The sequence below is a fragment of the Kitasatospora sp. Root107 genome (assembly GCF_001424875.1).
Taxonomy (GTDB): domain Bacteria; phylum Actinomycetota; class Actinomycetes; order Streptomycetales; family Streptomycetaceae; genus Kitasatospora.
Genome location: NZ_LMCT01000031.1, coordinates 97,988 through 113,597, shown reverse-complemented (window position 1 = coordinate 113,597; position 15,610 = coordinate 97,988). Strand labels below are relative to the sequence as shown.

Annotated in this window: 17 protein-coding genes; 6 read left to right on the top strand and 11 right to left on the bottom strand. The window is 72.2% G+C overall.

Annotated features, from left to right (window positions below):
• Positions 1-1,042, top strand: a 1,042-nt coding sequence (locus ASC99_RS25170; protein WP_235583133.1) for a monooxygenase, incomplete at its 5' end; no start/stop codon positions are given.
• 12 nt (positions 1,043-1,054) lie between these two features.
• Here ASC99_RS25170 and ASC99_RS25165 read toward each other — a convergent pair.
• From ASC99_RS25165 to ASC99_RS25155, 3 genes are read right to left on the bottom strand one after another with little or no spacing between them, the layout of a single operon-like run.
• Positions 1,055-1,879, bottom strand: a complete 825-nt coding sequence (locus tag ASC99_RS25165; protein ID WP_082598601.1) for an ABC transporter ATP-binding protein — start codon at positions 1,877-1,879, stop codon at positions 1,055-1,057.
• Positions 1,876-2,907: an iron chelate uptake ABC transporter family permease subunit gene (locus tag ASC99_RS25160; RefSeq protein ID WP_057236010.1), complete on the bottom strand. Its 1,032-nt coding sequence runs from the start codon at positions 2,905-2,907 to the stop codon at positions 1,876-1,878. The genes ASC99_RS25165 and ASC99_RS25160 overlap by 4 nt, the downstream gene beginning before the upstream one ends.
• A complete protein-coding gene (locus ASC99_RS25155) occupies positions 2,904-3,905 on the bottom strand; it encodes an iron ABC transporter permease (protein ID WP_057236007.1) in 1,002 nt (333 codons plus the stop codon). Before ASC99_RS25155 ends, ASC99_RS25160 begins: the two co-directional genes overlap by 4 nt.
• Positions 3,906-4,049: 144 nt before the next feature.
• On the opposite strand from ASC99_RS25155, the gene ASC99_RS25150 reads away from it, so the two are divergent.
• Both ASC99_RS25150 and ASC99_RS25145 read left to right on the top strand, forming a co-directional pair.
• Entirely contained in the window at positions 4,050-5,084 is a 1,035-nt protein-coding gene (locus ASC99_RS25150; RefSeq protein WP_057236004.1) for an ABC transporter substrate-binding protein, read from the top strand.
• Between the two features lie 27 nt (positions 5,085-5,111).
• Positions 5,112-5,927, top strand: a complete 816-nt coding sequence (locus ASC99_RS25145) for a siderophore-interacting protein (RefSeq protein WP_057236003.1) — start codon at positions 5,112-5,114, stop codon at positions 5,925-5,927.
• A gap of 7 nt (positions 5,928-5,934) precedes the next feature.
• On the opposite strand, the gene ASC99_RS25140 is transcribed toward ASC99_RS25145, so the two are convergent.
• Positions 5,935-6,375: a DUF2690 domain-containing protein gene (locus ASC99_RS25140; protein WP_057236001.1), complete on the bottom strand. Its 441-nt coding sequence runs from the start codon at positions 6,373-6,375 to the stop codon at positions 5,935-5,937.
• A gap of 189 nt (positions 6,376-6,564) precedes the next feature.
• On the opposite strand from ASC99_RS25140, the gene ASC99_RS25135 reads away from it, so the two are divergent.
• Entirely contained in the window at positions 6,565-7,785 is a 1,221-nt protein-coding gene (locus tag ASC99_RS25135; protein ID WP_057235999.1) for a hypothetical protein, read from the top strand.
• On the opposite strand, the gene helR is transcribed toward ASC99_RS25135, so the two are convergent.
• Positions 7,772-9,931, bottom strand: coding sequence for an RNA polymerase recycling motor ATPase HelR (gene helR, locus ASC99_RS25130; RefSeq protein WP_235583132.1), 2,160 nt, complete (start codon positions 9,929-9,931; stop codon positions 7,772-7,774). The genes ASC99_RS25135 and helR overlap by 14 nt on opposite strands.
• Before the next feature lie 237 nt (positions 9,932-10,168).
• Positions 10,169-10,867 (bottom strand): VOC family protein, encoded by a 699-nt coding sequence (locus ASC99_RS25125; RefSeq protein ID WP_057235998.1) that lies wholly within the window; start codon positions 10,865-10,867, stop codon positions 10,169-10,171.
• Between the two features lie 148 nt (positions 10,868-11,015).
• Here ASC99_RS25125 and ASC99_RS25120 point away from each other — a divergent pair, with 148 nt between their 5' ends.
• Positions 11,016-11,780 (top strand): dienelactone hydrolase family protein, encoded by a 765-nt coding sequence (locus ASC99_RS25120; RefSeq protein WP_063857180.1) that lies wholly within the window; start codon positions 11,016-11,018, stop codon positions 11,778-11,780.
• A 53-nt stretch (positions 11,781-11,833) separates the two neighbouring features.
• Here ASC99_RS25120 and ASC99_RS25115 read toward each other — a convergent pair whose 3' ends face one another.
• The 4 genes from ASC99_RS25115 to ASC99_RS25100 form a co-directional block, all read right to left on the bottom strand.
• Positions 11,834-12,139, bottom strand: a complete 306-nt coding sequence (locus tag ASC99_RS25115) for a cupin domain-containing protein (protein WP_057235994.1) — start codon at positions 12,137-12,139, stop codon at positions 11,834-11,836.
• A 125-nt stretch (positions 12,140-12,264) separates the two neighbouring features.
• Positions 12,265-12,825, bottom strand: coding sequence for a hypothetical protein (locus ASC99_RS25110; protein WP_235583131.1), 561 nt, complete (start codon positions 12,823-12,825; stop codon positions 12,265-12,267).
• Between the two features lie 145 nt (positions 12,826-12,970).
• Complete coding sequence (locus tag ASC99_RS25105) at positions 12,971-13,150, bottom strand: hypothetical protein (RefSeq protein WP_157531728.1); 180 nt, start codon at positions 13,148-13,150, stop codon at positions 12,971-12,973.
• A gap of 341 nt (positions 13,151-13,491) precedes the next feature.
• Complete coding sequence (locus ASC99_RS25100) at positions 13,492-14,058, bottom strand: hypothetical protein (protein WP_235583130.1); 567 nt, start codon at positions 14,056-14,058, stop codon at positions 13,492-13,494.
• Positions 14,059-14,302: 244 nt separating this feature from the next.
• On the opposite strand from ASC99_RS25100, the gene ASC99_RS25095 reads away from it, so the two are divergent.
• The gene (locus tag ASC99_RS25095) at positions 14,303-14,755 is read left to right on the top strand and encodes a hypothetical protein (RefSeq protein ID WP_157531727.1); all 453 of its coding nucleotides are present in this window, start codon (positions 14,303-14,305) and stop codon (positions 14,753-14,755) included.
• Positions 14,756-14,812: 57 nt separating this feature from the next.
• Here the strand turns inward: ASC99_RS25095 and ASC99_RS25090 are convergent, their stop codons facing one another.
• Complete coding sequence (locus ASC99_RS25090) at positions 14,813-15,505, bottom strand: SUMF1/EgtB/PvdO family nonheme iron enzyme (RefSeq protein ID WP_057235985.1); 693 nt, start codon at positions 15,503-15,505, stop codon at positions 14,813-14,815.
• Positions 15,506-15,610: the final 105 nt, after the last annotated feature.

Sequence of the window (15,610 nt, the reverse complement as noted above, 5' to 3'; positions counted from 1 at the left end):
GACCCGGCGCAAGTGGGTGGCCCTGGACGGCAACTCCCGTACCGGGCGGGTGATCTGGGACCAGCCCTTTCCGTTCCACTCCTACCACTGGGGCCTGCTCTGGCGCGGCCAGCGCGCCGCGACGCCGCCGTCGGTGCAGTACCGCCAGGGCGCCGGGGTGGAGAGCGTACGGGGGTTCGCCGACCGGGCCGAAGTGCGGCTGGCGACCGGGGCGGTGGAGGACTTCGACCTGGTGATCGGCGCGGACGGCTACCGCTCGGTGGTCCGGGAGGCGGTCTGTCCCGGTGCCCGGCCGAGCTACGCCGGGTACGTCTGCTGGCGCGGCAGCTATCCCGCCGACCGGCTGGCCGAGCTGGGGACCCCGCCGGACGGCGGCGCCGACTGGCCGGTCACCGATGCGGTCACCATCGGTATCCCGGGCGGGAGTTGTGTCCTGTACCGGATCCCCGGGCCGACCGGTCCGATGGTGAACTGGGTGTTCTACGCGACCCCGCCGGAGACCGGCCTGCGGCTGGACGACCCGACCAGCTTCCCGCCAGGTGGCGTGACCGGTGAACTCGCCGACCATCTGGCCCGGTTGACGCAGCGTTGGTTCCCGCCGTACTGGGCCGAGGTGATCGGCCTGACCCCGCCGGAGCACACCTTCCTCCAGCCGATCTACGACCTGCGGACCGAACGCACCGTCGCGGACCGGCTGCTGCTCGGCGGTGACGCCGCGTCGGTGGTGCGGCCGCACAACACCAGCGGGGCGGCCAAGGCCCTGCAGGACGCCACCGCCTTCGAGGCCGCCTGGCGGCAGGCCGACTCCTGGGACGGGTTGCTGGCCGCCTACCAGGCCGCCCGGGGCGCCACCGGACAGGAGTTGGTGGCGCTGGCCCGCCGCCTGGGCCTGGCCCAGGCGGAACGGACCCCGGACTGGTCGGCGATGACCGAGCCCGCGATGGCCGCCTGGTGGCAGCAGCAGCTGGACGGGGCGGCCGACATCGGCGGCCAGGCGATGGCGGCCACCCGTGACACCACCGCCGACGTCACCCCGGGCTGAGGCCGGGCCCGGTCAGGCCCGGGCGCGGGCGGCCGGGATCACCAGGGGCTTGCCGGTCTCCGGGTCCTCGATCACCCGGCAGCGCAACCGGAAGACCTGCTCGACCAGTTCGGCCGTGACGATCCGCGCGGGGTCGCCCTCGGCCAGCACCTTGCCGTCCCGCATCGCGATCAGGTGGGTGGCGTACCTGGCCGCGTGGTTGAGGTCGTGCAGGACGGCGACCAGGGTGCGGCCCTGCTCCTCGTGCAGCCGGGCGCACAGGTCGAGCACCTCGATCTGGTGGGCGATGTCGAGGTAGGTGGTGGGCTCGTCCAGCAGCAGCAACGGGGTCTGCTGGGCCAGGGCCATGGCGATCCAGACCCGCTGCCGCTGGCCACCGGAGAGCTCCTCGACCTGACGGCCCGCCAGTTCCAGCACCCCGGTCGCGGCCATCGACTCGTCGGTGATCTGCTCGTCCTCCCGCGACCACTGCCGCAGCAGCCCCTGGTGCGGGTGTCGGCCCCGGGAGACCAGCTCGGCCACCGTGATGCCGTCCGGCGCGACGGAGCTCTGCGGCAGCAGGCCGAGGGTACGGGCCACAGTGCGCGGGGCGACGGTCGAGATGTCCCGGCCGTCCAGCAGGACCTGACCGGCCTTCGGCTGGAGCACCCGGGCCAGCGCCCGCAGCAGGGTCGACTTGCCGCAGGCGTTCGGCCCGACGATCACGGTGAACGAGTTGTCCGGGATCGCCACCGCCAACTCCCGGGCGATGACCCGCTGTTCGTACGCGAGGGTCAGGCTCCGTCCCGTCAGTCGGGTGTGCTGCGTCATGCCGTTGCTCCTCGTACGGTCCGTCATAGCCGCCCCGCCTTGCGTTCGGTGGCCAGCAGCCACACCAGGTATCCGCCGCCGAGCACTCCGGTCACCACCCCGACCGGCAACTGCCGGTCGGGCACCAGGTGCTGGGCCAGCCAGTCGGCGGACACCAGCAGGGCCGCGCCGACCGTCATCGAGGCCGCCAGGTTCGGCCCCGGCGCCCGGGTCAGCCGGCGGGCCAGCTGAGGGGCGGTCAGGGCGACGAAGGAGACCGGCCCGGCGGCCGCTGCCGCGAGGGAGGCGAGCAGGACGGCGGCGGCCAGCAGCGCCGGCCGGACCAGCCGGACCCGGACACCGAGGGCGAACGCGGCCTCGTCGCCCATCTCCAGCAGGCGCAGCGAGCGCCCGAAGCCGAGCAGTACCACCGGCACCAGCACGGCCGGCACCGCCAGCAGCGGGACGGCCTGCTCCCAGCCGCGCCCGTCCAGGCTGCCGGTCAGCCAGAGCATCGCCCGGGCGGCGTCCGTGAGTTGGGCCCGGGTCAGCAGATAGCCGTTGATGCCGGTGAGGACGGCGGCGATGCCGATCCCGATCAGCACCAGGCGGCTGCCGTGCACCCCGTGCCGCCAGGCCAGCAGGTGGATCAGTACGCCGGTCAGGACCCCGCCGGAGAGCGCGCCGACCGAGAGGGCGAGCGAGCTGCCGCCGAACAGCACGATCGCGGTCAGCGCCCCGGCCGCCGAGCCCTGGGTGAAGCCCAGCACGTCGGGGCTGCCGAGCGGGTTGCGCACCAGCGACTGGAAGATCGCGCCGGAGAGCGCGAGCGCGGCGCCCACCAGGAGTGCGGTGGCCACCCGGGGCAGCCGCAGCTGACGGACGATGAACTCCTGGGCCGGGTCGCCGTTCCCGGCCAGCGCGCGGAGCACCTCGGCCGGGGCCATCGGGAAGTCGCCGCTGCCGATCGCCAGCACCCCGAGGGCCAGGGCGGCCAGTAGGCAGAGCGCGCCCACGGCCAGGGCCCGGGGCCGGAGGCGGACGGACAGCCCACCGGCCGTCCTGAGCACCTTCATGCCCGCACCGCCTTCGGCCGCCGGACGAAGTACAGGAAGAGCGGACCGCCGAGCACCGCCGTGACGATGCCCACCTGGAGCTCACCAGGGCGGCCGAGCACCCGGCCGAGCACGTCCGCGCCGACCATCAGCACGGGGGCCAGCACCGCGCAGTACGGCAGCAGCCAGCGCAGGTCCGGGCCGGTCAGGGCGCGGACCAGGTGCGGGACCAGCAGGCCGACGAAGACGATCGGTCCGCAGGCGGCGGTGGCCGCCCCGCAGAGCAGGCCGACCGCGATCAGCGCCCCGGCCCGGACCCGGCCGGGCCTGGCACCCAGCGCGGTGGCCGAATCCTCGCCCAGCGCAAGGGCGTTGAGCGGCTGGGCGAGCGCCAGCGCGAGCACCGTACCGACCAGGACGAACGGCAGCACCTTGACCACGGTGGCCGGTTGGGCGGAGGCCAGCGAGCCGACGGTCCAGAACCGCATCCGCTCCAGCGAGGCCGCGCTGAGCAGCATCACCGCGGTCACGTACGAGTAGAGGGTGGCGTTCAGCGCCGCTCCGGCCAGGGCCAGCCGTGCCGGGGTGGCGCCGCGTCCGCCGCCGACCGCGTACACCGACGCCGAGACCAGGGCGGCGCCGAGCAGCGCGAACCAGATGTAGCCGGTGAAGTCGGTGACCCCGAGAAAGGAGATTGCTGTGGCGACGGCGGCCGAGGCGCCCGCGTTGATGCCCAGCAGGCCGGGGTCGGCCAGCGGATTGCGGGTCAGCGCCTGCATCACGGCGCCCGCGAGGCCGAGGGCGCAGCCGACCAGCAGCCCGAGCAGGGTGCGGGGGAGCCGCATCTCGTGCACCACGGTCCAGCCGGTCGAGCCCTCGTCCCAGAGCCCGTGCCAGACCTGGGGCAGGGTCAGCTGGCGGGCCCCGACGGCGAGGCTGAGCGCGCAGACGGCGAGCAGCAGCAGGAGGCAGGCGAACAGCCCGGCGGCCCGGCGGGGAGGAGCTTTGGTCAAGGACACGTGGCGCGACTTCCGGTGCGACCCAGGGTGAGGACCCGAGCTGATGGACAGTAACTATGGTTAGGCTAACCTAATGTATGCCGTCCGGAAGGCCTGTCCATCGGCCTGCCCGCACACCCTGCCCAGACGAGAGAAGCCACCGCCATGCCTCACGCCGGTCCCGCCCAGCTCACCCGTCGCGGCCTGCTCGCCGCCACCGGCGCCGTCGGAGCCGGCGCCCTGATCGCCGCCTGCGGCAGCTCGGGCTCGTCCGGGGCGGGCGCCGGTGACGTGGCGTCGGGCGGCCCGTGGTCGTTCACCGACGACCGGAAGAAGGAGGTCACGGCGAAGAGCCGACCGCAGCGGATCGTCGCCTTCACCGGCGCCGCCGCCGCGCTGCACGACTTCGGCCTGCACGACCAACTGGTCGGCGTCTTCGGCGAGACCAAGAGCGCGGACGGCAAGCCCGACCCGCAGGCGGGCGGGCTGGACCTGGCCAAGGTGCAGATCATCGGCAACGCCTGGGGCGAGTTCAGCATCGAGAAGTACGCCGCGCTCCGCCCCGACCTGCTGGTCACCCACATGTACGACCCGGACGCCTACTGGTACGTGCCGGACGAGAGCAGGGACAAGATCCTCGCGCTCGCCCCCGTGGCCACGGTCACCACCGGCCGGGTCCCGCTGACCGAGCCGATCCGCCGGTACGCCGAGCTGGCGGCCTCGCTCGGCGCAGACCTGGCAGCCAAGCCGGTGGTCGACGCCAAGGCCAGGTTCGAGGCCGCCGCCGAGACGCTGCGACAGGCCGCCAAGGCCAGCGGCGGGCTGCGGGTGCTGGCCTGCTCCGGCGCGGCCGACCTGTTCTACGCCTCCAATCCCGGCGTCAGCACCGACCTGATGTACTTCCGCGACCTGGGCGTCAACATCATCGTCCCGGACCGGCTCGACCAGGGCGGCTACTTCGAGAGCCTGAGCTGGGAGAACGCGGGCAAGTACCAGGCCGACCTGCTGCTGCTCGACCAGCGCAGCACCGCCCTTCAGCCCAAGGACCTGGCGGCGAAGCCCGGTTGGGCCGAGCTGCCCGCCGTGAAGGCCGGCCAGATCACCCCCTGGGACGCGGTGCCCCGGTTCTCCTGGGCGGGCGCCGCGCCGCTGCTGGAGAACCTCGCCAAGGCCGTCCAGGGCGCCCGCAGGCTCGGCTGACCGTCCGTCACTCCAGGAGATGTTCCGATGACTCTGCCCTTCGCGTTCTTCGCCGCCCGGGTGGTCCGCACCGAACGGATCAGCCCCGCGCTGCTCCGGGTCACCCTCGGCGGTGAGCAGCTGACCGGCTTGGCCTCCGGCGGCCGGGACCAGAGCTTCTCGCTGTTCCTGCCGCACCCCGGCCAGGACGCACCGGTGGTCCCGGTGGAGCAGGGCGAGGGCTGGTTCCACGCCTGGCGCGCGCTGCCCGAGCAGGTCCGGGCGGTGATGCGCTCGTACACCGTGCGCGCCGCCCGGCCCGAACTCGCCGAGGTGGACGTTGACTTCGTCCTGCACGGTGACACCGGCCCGGCCTCGCGCTGGGCCGGTCGGGCCGCCGAGGGCGACCGGGTGCTGCTGATCGGCCCGACCGTGGCGGACAACTCCAGCGTGCAGTTCCGGCCCCCGGCCGGGACCGACTGGGTGCTGCTGACCGCCGACGAGACGGCGCTGCCGGCCGCCGCCGCGATCCTGGAGTGGCTCCCGGCCGGCACCCGGGCGCTGGCCTTCCTCGAAGTCCCGGACGGGCCCGACCGGTTGGAGCTCGACTCGGTGGCCGACCTGGAGCTGCACTGGTTGCCGCGCGGGGGTGCGCGGCCCGGTGTGGTGCTGGACGCCCTGCGGGCCGCCACCCTCCCCGAGGGCACCCCGTACGCCTGGGTGGCGGGGGAGGCGGCAGCCGTCCGCTCGGTCCGCCGCCACCTGGTCGGCGAGCGGGGGTTCGACCGGCGGACGGTCACCTTTTCCGGCTACTGGCGGCTGGGGGCGTCCGAGGAGGACCTGCGGGCGGAGGCCGCCGGCTGACGGCTGGTCAGTGGTACTTCGTGCAGGTCAGCGCATCGCTGTTCTGCGGGCCCAGGCAGGCCTGGGCCTGGACGGTGCCGTCCACCAGCGGCGTCCAGACGTACTTCTTGGCGCCGCTGGTGTTCCGGACGTACTTGGCGCCACGCTTGTTGGTCACCAGCACCGCGCCGCCGTCCGGCGCGTTGACGCTACGGGCCCAGTTCGCCTGGCAGGCGTTGCTGTGGAACAGCTCGACCTTGATGCTCCGGTCGGAGGCGAGCGGCACGCTCTCCACCAGCTTCCCGTCGCTGTCGCAGCCCGCCGAGACCGGGTCCTTGCCGTTGCAGGCGGCGGCCTTGCAGGAGGCTGCGAGCAGCGGCTGGGCGGGCTCGGCGGGGGCGGCGGCGGTGGTGCCGAGCAGGACGGCCAGGGTGGCTCCGACCGTGGCCAGGATGCGAGTGGGTGCCATGCGTGTCTCCCGTTCCCGTGGTGAACCTTCGTGGTCGGACTACCCGTTCGCGGCCTGGCGTATGTGGGGCGTGCCGGTGGTTCAGCAGTTCGGGTGACGGCCGGTCTGGCTGCTGGTCTAGGCAGTGTGGTCCAGACCACCTAGGCTGAGTGGCCGTCAGGTACGCGCACGGTGGCCTTGGGGTGGTAGATGGTCTCGCGTCGGTCGGTCCTGGTCCTCGGCGGAGTGGGCGCCGGTGCGCTCGTGCTGCCCACCGTCACGGCCGGAGCCGCGCGAGCGGACAGCGGAGTGAGCGTGGGGACGGGCACCCGGGCGATCGAACTCCCGGCCCCGACCGGCCGCGGACCGGTCGGCACCGTGGACCTGCACCTGGTGGACCGGGACCGCGACGACCCGTTCGCGCCGGACCGTCGGCCCCGCGAGCTGATGGTGCAGCTCTGGTACCCCGCACTCACCACTGCCGGACACCGTAGGGCCCGCTACGCGAGCGACCTGGTCGCCGCCGATCTGGAGGCGGGGCTGCCCCTGACGCCGGGTACCGTGTCGGCGGTCCGGCCGCACGCCCGGGTCGGTGCACCGGCCGTGCCCGGCGCGCTGCCGCTGCTCCTGCTCGGCCACGGCCGGCAGGGCGGGCGCGGCAACTGCACAGCTCTGGCCGAGGAGTTGGCCTCGCACGGCTACCTGGTTGCGGCGCCGGACCACACGTACGACGCCGCGCTGGTGGAGTTCCCCGACGGGCGGGTGGTGCGCAGCGTGCTGCCGAACGAGCCGGCCGACTGGGACGCTCAGGAGCGGCTGGAGATCGCCGCCCGGGTGGGCGACCTGAGGTTCGTCGCGACCAGCCTGACCCACCGTCAGGGCGGGCGCCCGGGGCGGCCCACGGCGGACCCCGGGCGGATCGGGGTGCTCGGGCACTCCATGGGCGGGTCCGCCGCCGCCGAAGTCCTGCGGGTGGACGGCCGGTTCAGGGCCGGGCTCGGCCTGGACTCCGCGTTCTTCGGCTCGTCCGTCCCCGAGCTCGGTCTGGACCGGCCGTACCTGCTGCTCACCGCACTGGAGGAGCACGACACCTGGCGCCGCCGGCGGGACCACCAACGCGGCTGGGCCCGCCAGTTGCGTGCCCTGGGCAGCGGGCACCTGACCTACACCGACCTCCCGCACTTCGCCGCCGAGGGCGGTCTGCCCGCGAGCTGGCCCGCAGACTGGTACGCCGAACTGCTCGGCACACTGGCCCCGGCCCGTTCGACCGAGATCATCCGGACGTACACCAGGACCTTCTTCGACCGCTTCCTGCTCGGCCGCCCGTCCCCGCTGCTGGACAGCGCGTCACAGCGGTTCCCCGAGGTGGAGTTCCGCTGGAGCCACGACGGGCGGCCGGATCGCGGCCGGGCCGAGGTCAGCAGCTGGTGAGGATCACGAGCTGCTGGGTCGCCCGGGTCATCGCGACGTAGCGGTCGACCGCTCCCTCGATGCCCTCGCCGAAGGTCTCCGGGTCGATCAGGACGACCAGGTCGAACTCGAGGCCCTTCGAGAGCTCCGGGGTGAGCGAGCGGACCCGGGAGGTCGGAGGGAAGGAAGGATCACCGATGACGCAGGCGACGCCCTCGGCGTGCTCGGCGAGCCAGGTGTCGAGGATCGAGTCCAGCTCCGCGACGGACCCGTGCGTGACGGGGATGCCGCTGCTGCGGACGGAGGTCGGTACGTTGGCGTCCGGGAGCACGGCCCGGATGACCGGTTCGGCCTCCGCCATGACCTCTTCCGGCGTCCGGTAGTTGACGCTCAGTGAGGTCATGCTGATCCGGTCAAGACCGACCCGCTCCAGCCGCTCCTGCCAGGACTCGGTGAACCCGTGCCTGGCCTGGGCGCGGTCCCCGACGATGGTGAAGCTCCGGGACGGGCAGCGGAGCAGCAGCATCTGCCACTCGGCGTCGGTCAGTTCCTGGGCCTCGTCCACGACGATGTGCGCGAACGGGCCGGCCAGCGGTTCCGGGTCGGCGCCGGGGAGTGCGCTGTCGTCGACCAGGGTGCCCTGCAGGTCCTGCCCGCGCAGCATCGTCACCACGCCGTCACCGTCGTGGTCGGCCTCCAGCAGGTGGTCGATCACGTCGACCATCCGCGCGCGTTCGGCGGCGACCGCGGCGTTGTGCCGCTGCTTGCGATTGGACGCCTCCGGGTCGCCGAGCCGCTGCCGGGCTGCGTCCAGGAGCGGCAGGTCCGAGACCGTCCAGGCGTTGGGGTCCTCGCGTTGCAGCTTGCGGACCTCCTCGGGGCTGAGCGAGGGCGCGCACTTGCGCAGATAGGCGGGCACCGACCAGAGGTCGCCGACCAGGTCGGTCGCCTCGATCATCGGCCAGGCGCGGTGCAGGGTGCCGATCAGCTCCCGGTTCTGCAGCAGTGAGCGCCGGAGCTGTGCGGGCGGGGCCTCGCTGTCGTCCTTGTCCATCAGGATGGTGAGCAGCTCCTCCAGGACCTGGTCACGCGCCTCGTTGTGCGGGGTGCCCGGGTCCGGTGCGTCGAACGCCGCGGCCCAGTCGTCGGCACTCAGCCAGAGGTCGGACCAGTGGGTCTCGACCGTCATCCCCTTGGTGGGCGGTTCCTCGTAGATGCCGACGGCCGGCTCGATCGCCCGCACCAGGTCCACCGAGGACTTCAGCCGGGCCACCTCCGGGTCGGTCTCGACCGCCGCCTTCGCCCCCTCGGCGACCAGGTCCCGCACGGTGCAGGTCTGCACGCCCTCCTCGCCGAGGCTGGGCAGCACGTCGGCGACGTAGGCCAGGTAGGGCTGGTGCGGACCGACGAACAGCACGCCGCCGCGCCGGTGACCGAGGCGGGGGTCGGAGTAGAGCAGGTGGGCGGAACGGTGCAGGGCGACGACGGTCTTCCCCGTACCAGGACCGCCGTCGACGACCAGCGCGCCCCGGGAGCCCGCCCGGATGATGGCGTCCTGGTCGGCCTGGATGGTGGCGAGCACGTCGCGCATCCGGGCCGACCGGTTGCTGCCCAGGCTGGCGATGAAGGCGGACTGGTCGTCGAGTGCGGCGTGCCCTTCGAGCGCGTCGGCGGTGAACACCTCGTCCCAGTAGTCGCTGACCCGGCCCCGGGTCCAGCGGTACCTGCGGCGGCTGGCCAGACCCATCGGGTTGGCGTGGGTCGCCGCGAAGAACGGCTCGGCGGCGGGGGAGCGCCAGTCGAGCAGCAGCCGGCGGCCCGTGCTGTCGGTGAGGCCGAGCCGGCCGATGTACACCGGCTCGGGGCTGTCCGTGCTGACGATGTGTCCGAGGCACAGGTCCAGGCCGAAGCGGCGCAGGGCGCGCAGGCGACCGGTCAGCCGGTGGATCTCCAGGTCCCGGTCCATCGCCCCCTGGCCGATGCCGCCGGGCGCCTTGCGCTCGGCGTCGAGGCGGCCGGAGAGTTCGGCGATGGTCTGCTCGAGGCTCTCGGAGATGGCCGCGAAATGCTGCTCGTCGCGGCCGATCAGGGCCGGGTCGGCCTTGCCGGAGAGGTGGTCGGGGAGGTCGAACGCGCTGGTGGACGACCCGTCAGCTGACAACTGCACACGCAATTTCGTGAATCTCCCGATTCCGCAGGTTCTGGTTCAGATCAGTGATTCTGCGGTACACCGGGGGGCTTGCGGCAAGCCCCCCGGTGCGCTATATCTTGGTAGTGGCAGGAGGGGGGNATCAGTGATTCTGCGGTACACCGGGGGGCTTGCGGCAAGCCCCCCGGTGCGCTATATCTTGGTAGTGGCAGGAGGTGGGTTTTCCCTCTTGCCTCTGTTGTTTCTCCGGGGGCTTCAGGAGTGCGTGGGCTCCGGCCCGGTCCAGCCCGCCGCACCGACACAGGCCTCGTTCCCCTCCGGGTCGGCCAGCACCCAGTTCGACGGGGCGTCAGCGTCGTTCAGCAGCCGTCCGCCCGCCGCGAGTGCCGCGGCGATCCGGGCCTCCGCCTGGTCGTACGGTACCCAGACGTCGACGTGCACCCGGTTGCGCTGCGGGCGTGGTGTGTCCATCTGCTGGAAGTAGAACGGCGCCCCGCGGCGCTGCGGGTCGATCAGATCCTCCGCGCTGCCGGCCCGGTCCCGGTAGCCGAGCAGGGCCCGCCAGAACGCCACCACCTCGGGCCCGGCCAGGGCGTCGACGGTGACCTGGACGGTCTGCACGGCGGTCGGGTCGGCCGGGATGTCCAGGGCGCGTGCCACGGCCGAGATCTGCCGGGCCTGCTCGAGGTGTCGCTCGGTCAGCCCGTAGTAGTCCTCGGCGACCGTGATCAGCCGCACCGTCACGCCCTCGGGCCGCAGGTCGACATCCGGCTCACCGTCCGCGAGGCCCGGCAACTCGCTGATCGCCAGCGCGAGTCGGGCGCCGACGGCGAAGCTTCCGGTACGGAAGTACGCGCACGCCCCCTCACCCAGCACCCGCCAGTCCGCCAGGCCGGCGGTCTCGTGGAACTGCTTCGGCCTGATGCGCTCGATCTTGCTCGCTGTATCGGTCATCCGCCCAACGTAGCGTGCGGTCCCGACAACCTGTGAGGCGCGTGGTGCAGGAGTGGCGTGGTCCGGGTGTGTGAGGAGCGGATAGGGTGCCCGGTGGCCGACAGTGATCTGACAGGGCGTCAGGGATGGTCGGTGCGAGGGGGATTCGATGGCAGACGAGATTGTTGCGCAGGACGTGGACATCGAGGTGGGCGGCTCGCAGCCGATGACCGCCTACCTGGCCCGGCCGTCCGGGGGCGAGGGGCGGTCGGCCGTGCTGGTCTGCTCCGAGCTGTGGGGTGTGACCGAGGAGGTCAGGGAGGTCGCGCGGCAGGTGGCGGCGCTCGGCCATGTCGCGATCGCCCCGAACCTGTACCACCGTTCCGGCCCGGAGACCGCTGCCGGGTTGGCGGAGAGCGACGCCAACCGGGAGCGCGGGTTCGCCCTGCTGGGCCAACTGACCCGGGAGGGCGTCGAAGCGGACCTGCGGGCCTGCCTCGCCCACGTCCGCGACCACGAGGCGGCCACCGGGAAGGCCGGGGTGCTCGGCTTCAGTCTCGGCGGTCACATCGCCTACTTCGCCGCGAGCCGGCTCGACCTCGCCGCGGCGGCGGTCTTCTACCCCGGCTGGCTGCCTGTGGCCGGCACCGCGCTGAGCCGTCCGGAACCGCTGCTGGAGGCGACCGGCGGTATCGCCGACCGCGACGTGCGGATGCTGCTGGTCTTCGCGGAGCTCGACCACGTCATCGCCGCGGACCAGCGCAGCATGATCAGCGACGCACTGACGGCGGCCGGGGTGCGCCACGACACGGTGGTCTACCCGGGAGTGCAGCACGCGTTCTTCTTCCCCGGGCGCGGGCCCTACGACAAGGCGGCCGCTGACGACTCCTGGGCTCGGGTTGGGGAGTTGTTCGCCGCGGAGTTGGGGCGGTAACACGCAGGACGGAAGCCTCGGTCGGCTCGGCCGGGGCTTCCGGCGCCCGCCCGTCAGTCCTCGGTCAGCTCCACGATCACCAGCGTGCCCCGGCTGCCGGGACGGACCCGGTGCGGGGTTCCCGCCGCCACCAGGTACAACTCGCCCGCCCGGACCGGGACCGGCGTGCCGGCTACCTCCAACTCCAGGCGGCCGTCGAGTACGAGGAGAGCCTCGTCGGCACCGTGCCGCTCCTCCTCTACCGGCAGCTCGTCCATCCGCAGCACCTTCACACAGGCCGCCCCCACCTGGCCCAGCCGTCGGGAGCTCCACGCCTGCGGCAGCTCGGCTGCGGTCGTCATCAGGTCGACCACGTTCATGGCACACCCCTTCTGAGGGCTGGTGGGCCCTCACGTCAAGATCAATGGATGCTTCGAAAGCTACCCGCCCGGGGGCCTGCGGTGGTCGACCGTTTGGCAAAGACTCCGGCCCGTACGGTTGGGAATCAGCGTCGGGTGACGCCGTAGCCGCAGTCCTGAAGGGCGGTGGTCCATACGTCGCGGTCGAACCACCTGGTGATGTCGGGGGCCAGCGTGGTGATCGCGTTCATGCGAGCCTGCCAGTCGTGGCCTGCCGGCCCCCGACTACCGTCGCAGCCTGAGCAGCCGTCCTCGCCGTGGATGTGGCCGGCGAGCCAGGCGTTGACGAGAACGTTGACGAGCGCGGCATAGAGGTCCCCGCCGTTCTCGGCGAGCAGGTCGGGAAAGCCCGCCAGGAGCAAGGCCAGCTCGGGATTGTCCACCGGAGGCATGGGCGCATGCCCGGCGTCCTGGGGCGTGCTTCTGTCCATGGATTCCTGGCGCTGTAGGGCAATGGCCGAGGCGAGCCTCGTCGCGTCGAAATAGCGCCAGGCGGACAGCTCCTGGATTCCCATCCGTGCGGCCACCGCGCTGATGTTCCGCTCGATGGTGTCGGCGACCGTGCCGGGCCGTACCGTCACACCCAACCGGGCCAGCTCGGCCAGCGTCTGCGCCACCGCATCCTTGAATGCCTTGGTATCCCTCACATGCAGCAGAGTAGGGCTCCGCAGCCCGGACAGGTCCGGGTCAGCCCACTGGGAGGGCCCTTCCCCGGACGACATGGTGCTCCCACCAGGATCTCCACAGGACAGCGCCGCCTCGATCGGGTTCTCGTCGTCCCCATGTCGAGCCTCAGTAGCGGCCGAAACCGTAGTACGTGCTGTGGGGTCCGGAGTGGCGTTGCCGCGCGGACTGCTCGGTGATGCGGGGCCATGGGTCGACCAGGACGCCACTGAGCTCGCGCCAGGCCTGCACCAGCCGCCCGCTTTCGTGCCACTCCTCCAGCGCCAGCTGGGTCTGATGGGACCACATGACGACCGTGTACCCGTCCCGTTCGCGTTCCTGGGTGAGCACAGCCTAAACCCCGGGCCGCTCGGCCTGGTTGACGCCCGCAGGCCGGGCACCACCGACCGCTGTCGCGACCCGGATCCATGCCGGCCCGGGCGCTACGGAACAGGTACCCTCGCCGGTGCCTGCCACGCTGTCGCAACCTGCTGCCGTGATCGTCCGGACAGTGCGGACGAAGGAGCGGTATGGACCTGACAGTGGAACAGGCGGCGGGTACGTGGTGCCGAGCCGTCCGGGCAACACAGTGTCCGTCCGGCTCTGCCCGGTCCGTACAGCTGCGGACCGGGCAGAGCCGAGGAAGAGGGTCAGGCGGTGGTGCCCCAGCTGTGGGCGACGTCGATGACCAGGCGGTTGTCGAGCTGGAAGACCCGGTACGGCAGCCGCGCCCGGACGCCGAGGCCGAACTGGGTCTCTCCCTCGAAGCTGCCGGCGAACCTGGTGTCCTGGAAGGTCTGGTATCCCGTCAGGTCCACGCCGGGCAGCGGCTGGCGGGCCTTGGCCGGGTAGACCACCTCCCAGGTGGCCGGGTCGTAGACGGGAGCCATCACGACGACCTCCAGGACTGCGCCGCCCCCGACGGTGATCGGGTCGCCGGAGCCGGCCTGGTAGATGGTGTTCCCGTCCATGTACTGGACGCGGTAGCTGAGCGGGTTGGCGGTCGAGGTGCCGGGTACGTCGATGACCATCCGGTCGTAGCAGGGGTGGGTGCCCGTCCTGATGCCGGTGATCGGCTGGTGCTCGTAGTCGAAGACCGGGCTCTGCTTGTTGAGGCTGCCCCAGCCGGTCTCGCACGCGGTGCTGCTGGTGGCGGTCGCCGCGTACGCCGTGGGCACCACCGCCGTCGCGATCCCCGCTGCGAGTACCAGTGCCATCGGTGCCGTCATCCAACGTCGCATCATGTGTTTGCGTCCTCCCCGATCGTGAATAAACCTTTCGTACATACCCACGCTCGCGGCCCGCTCGGAGGTTACGGTTTCAGGCCAGGAAGGTGCGGAGCAGGGCGGCGGGCGGCCTCGCGGTCAAAGAAGTCGGTTCTCTACCGATCGCGGTGGGCGTGAGTTCGAGTGTGACTGCCCGGCCGGGTGATCTTTCGGTGGTCTGGGTATCAAGCCAAGGGTGATCGGCGAGCGAGGGGGCGGACTTCGAATGGGGGCAGCGGATGAGCAGGACCTTGAGGACGGGGAAGGCTGGCTGACGAAGGCCGAAGTCCGGGAGATCTGGCCGCAGATCAGGCCGGGCAGCATCGGGGCCGTGGCGCGGGCCAACAGCGTACGTACCTCGGCTGCGCCCTCCCCGGACCTGACCCGCGAGCCGACCTACCACGCGGCCGACGTGCGCCACGTTGCCGCGCGGATCGCCCGGGGTGAGGCCGATGTCGCGCCCTGGCAGCGCGCCGACTCCGACGCTGCACGCAGCGACGCCACACCCGGTCCACCGGTTCGGCAGCCCGTCAGTTGGGGGCCCGAGAACGTGCCGGGGCTGATCCTGCTGGCCATCATCGTGGGGCTGATGCTCTGGGGCCTGACCTCTCCCGACAACCACGGCACAGGAATGGTCTTCGTGCGCTGAGTGCGCAAACCAGCCGTTGCTCTATCGATATCGGAAAGACAACGGCGTCCAAGCAGTTCAGCCGGGCGCAGGCGTCGCCGGGAGCGACCGGGCGACCCGGAAGCCGACGTCGTCGATCCGGAAGGTGGGGTGGCTGCGGCGGCGGACCGAGGCCCGGCAGCTCCAGCGTTCGTCGAACCAACCGCCGCCGCGCAGCACCCGGTAGGTGCCGTAGACCTCGGCGTCGTAGACGTCCCAGCACCACTCCCAGACGTTGCCCAACATGTCGTACAGGCCAAAGGAGTTGGGCTGCCGCCCGCCCACGGGGTGGATACGCTCGTCCGAGTTGCCCCGGTGCCAGGCGATCTCGTCGAGCGGGCCGTACCGGGCCTCGGTGGTGCCGGCCCGGCAGGCGTGCTCCCACTCGGCCTCGGTAGGCAGCCGGTAGCCGTCGGCGGCGGTGTCCCACTCGACGGTCTCGGCGTCCTGCTCGTGCAGGCGGTAGGCGGGCGTCAGTCCCTCCTGCGCGGACCAGGCGTTGCAGAAGCGGACCGCGTCCTGCCAGGAGACGCCCTCGACCGGCAGTTGGCCGCCCTGTGCGGTGCTCGGCCGCAGGCCGGTGACCCGGGCGTACCGCTCCTGGGTGACCGGGTACGGCGCCAGTCGGTAGGGCGCGAGCTCGGCCGACCAACTCCGTTGCGTCCGCCGGTCCGACAGTGTCACTCGCCCGGGCGGGACGGCGACCAGCGCACTTGATTCGTTCGCGTCCATGGGCAAGTGATCGTACCGAGTCACGGGTGCTGACGGTCCATCAGGGCGGCAGCGGCCGGGCGGATCGCCGAGCGTCACATCGTCGGCTACTGAGCACGACGGTCG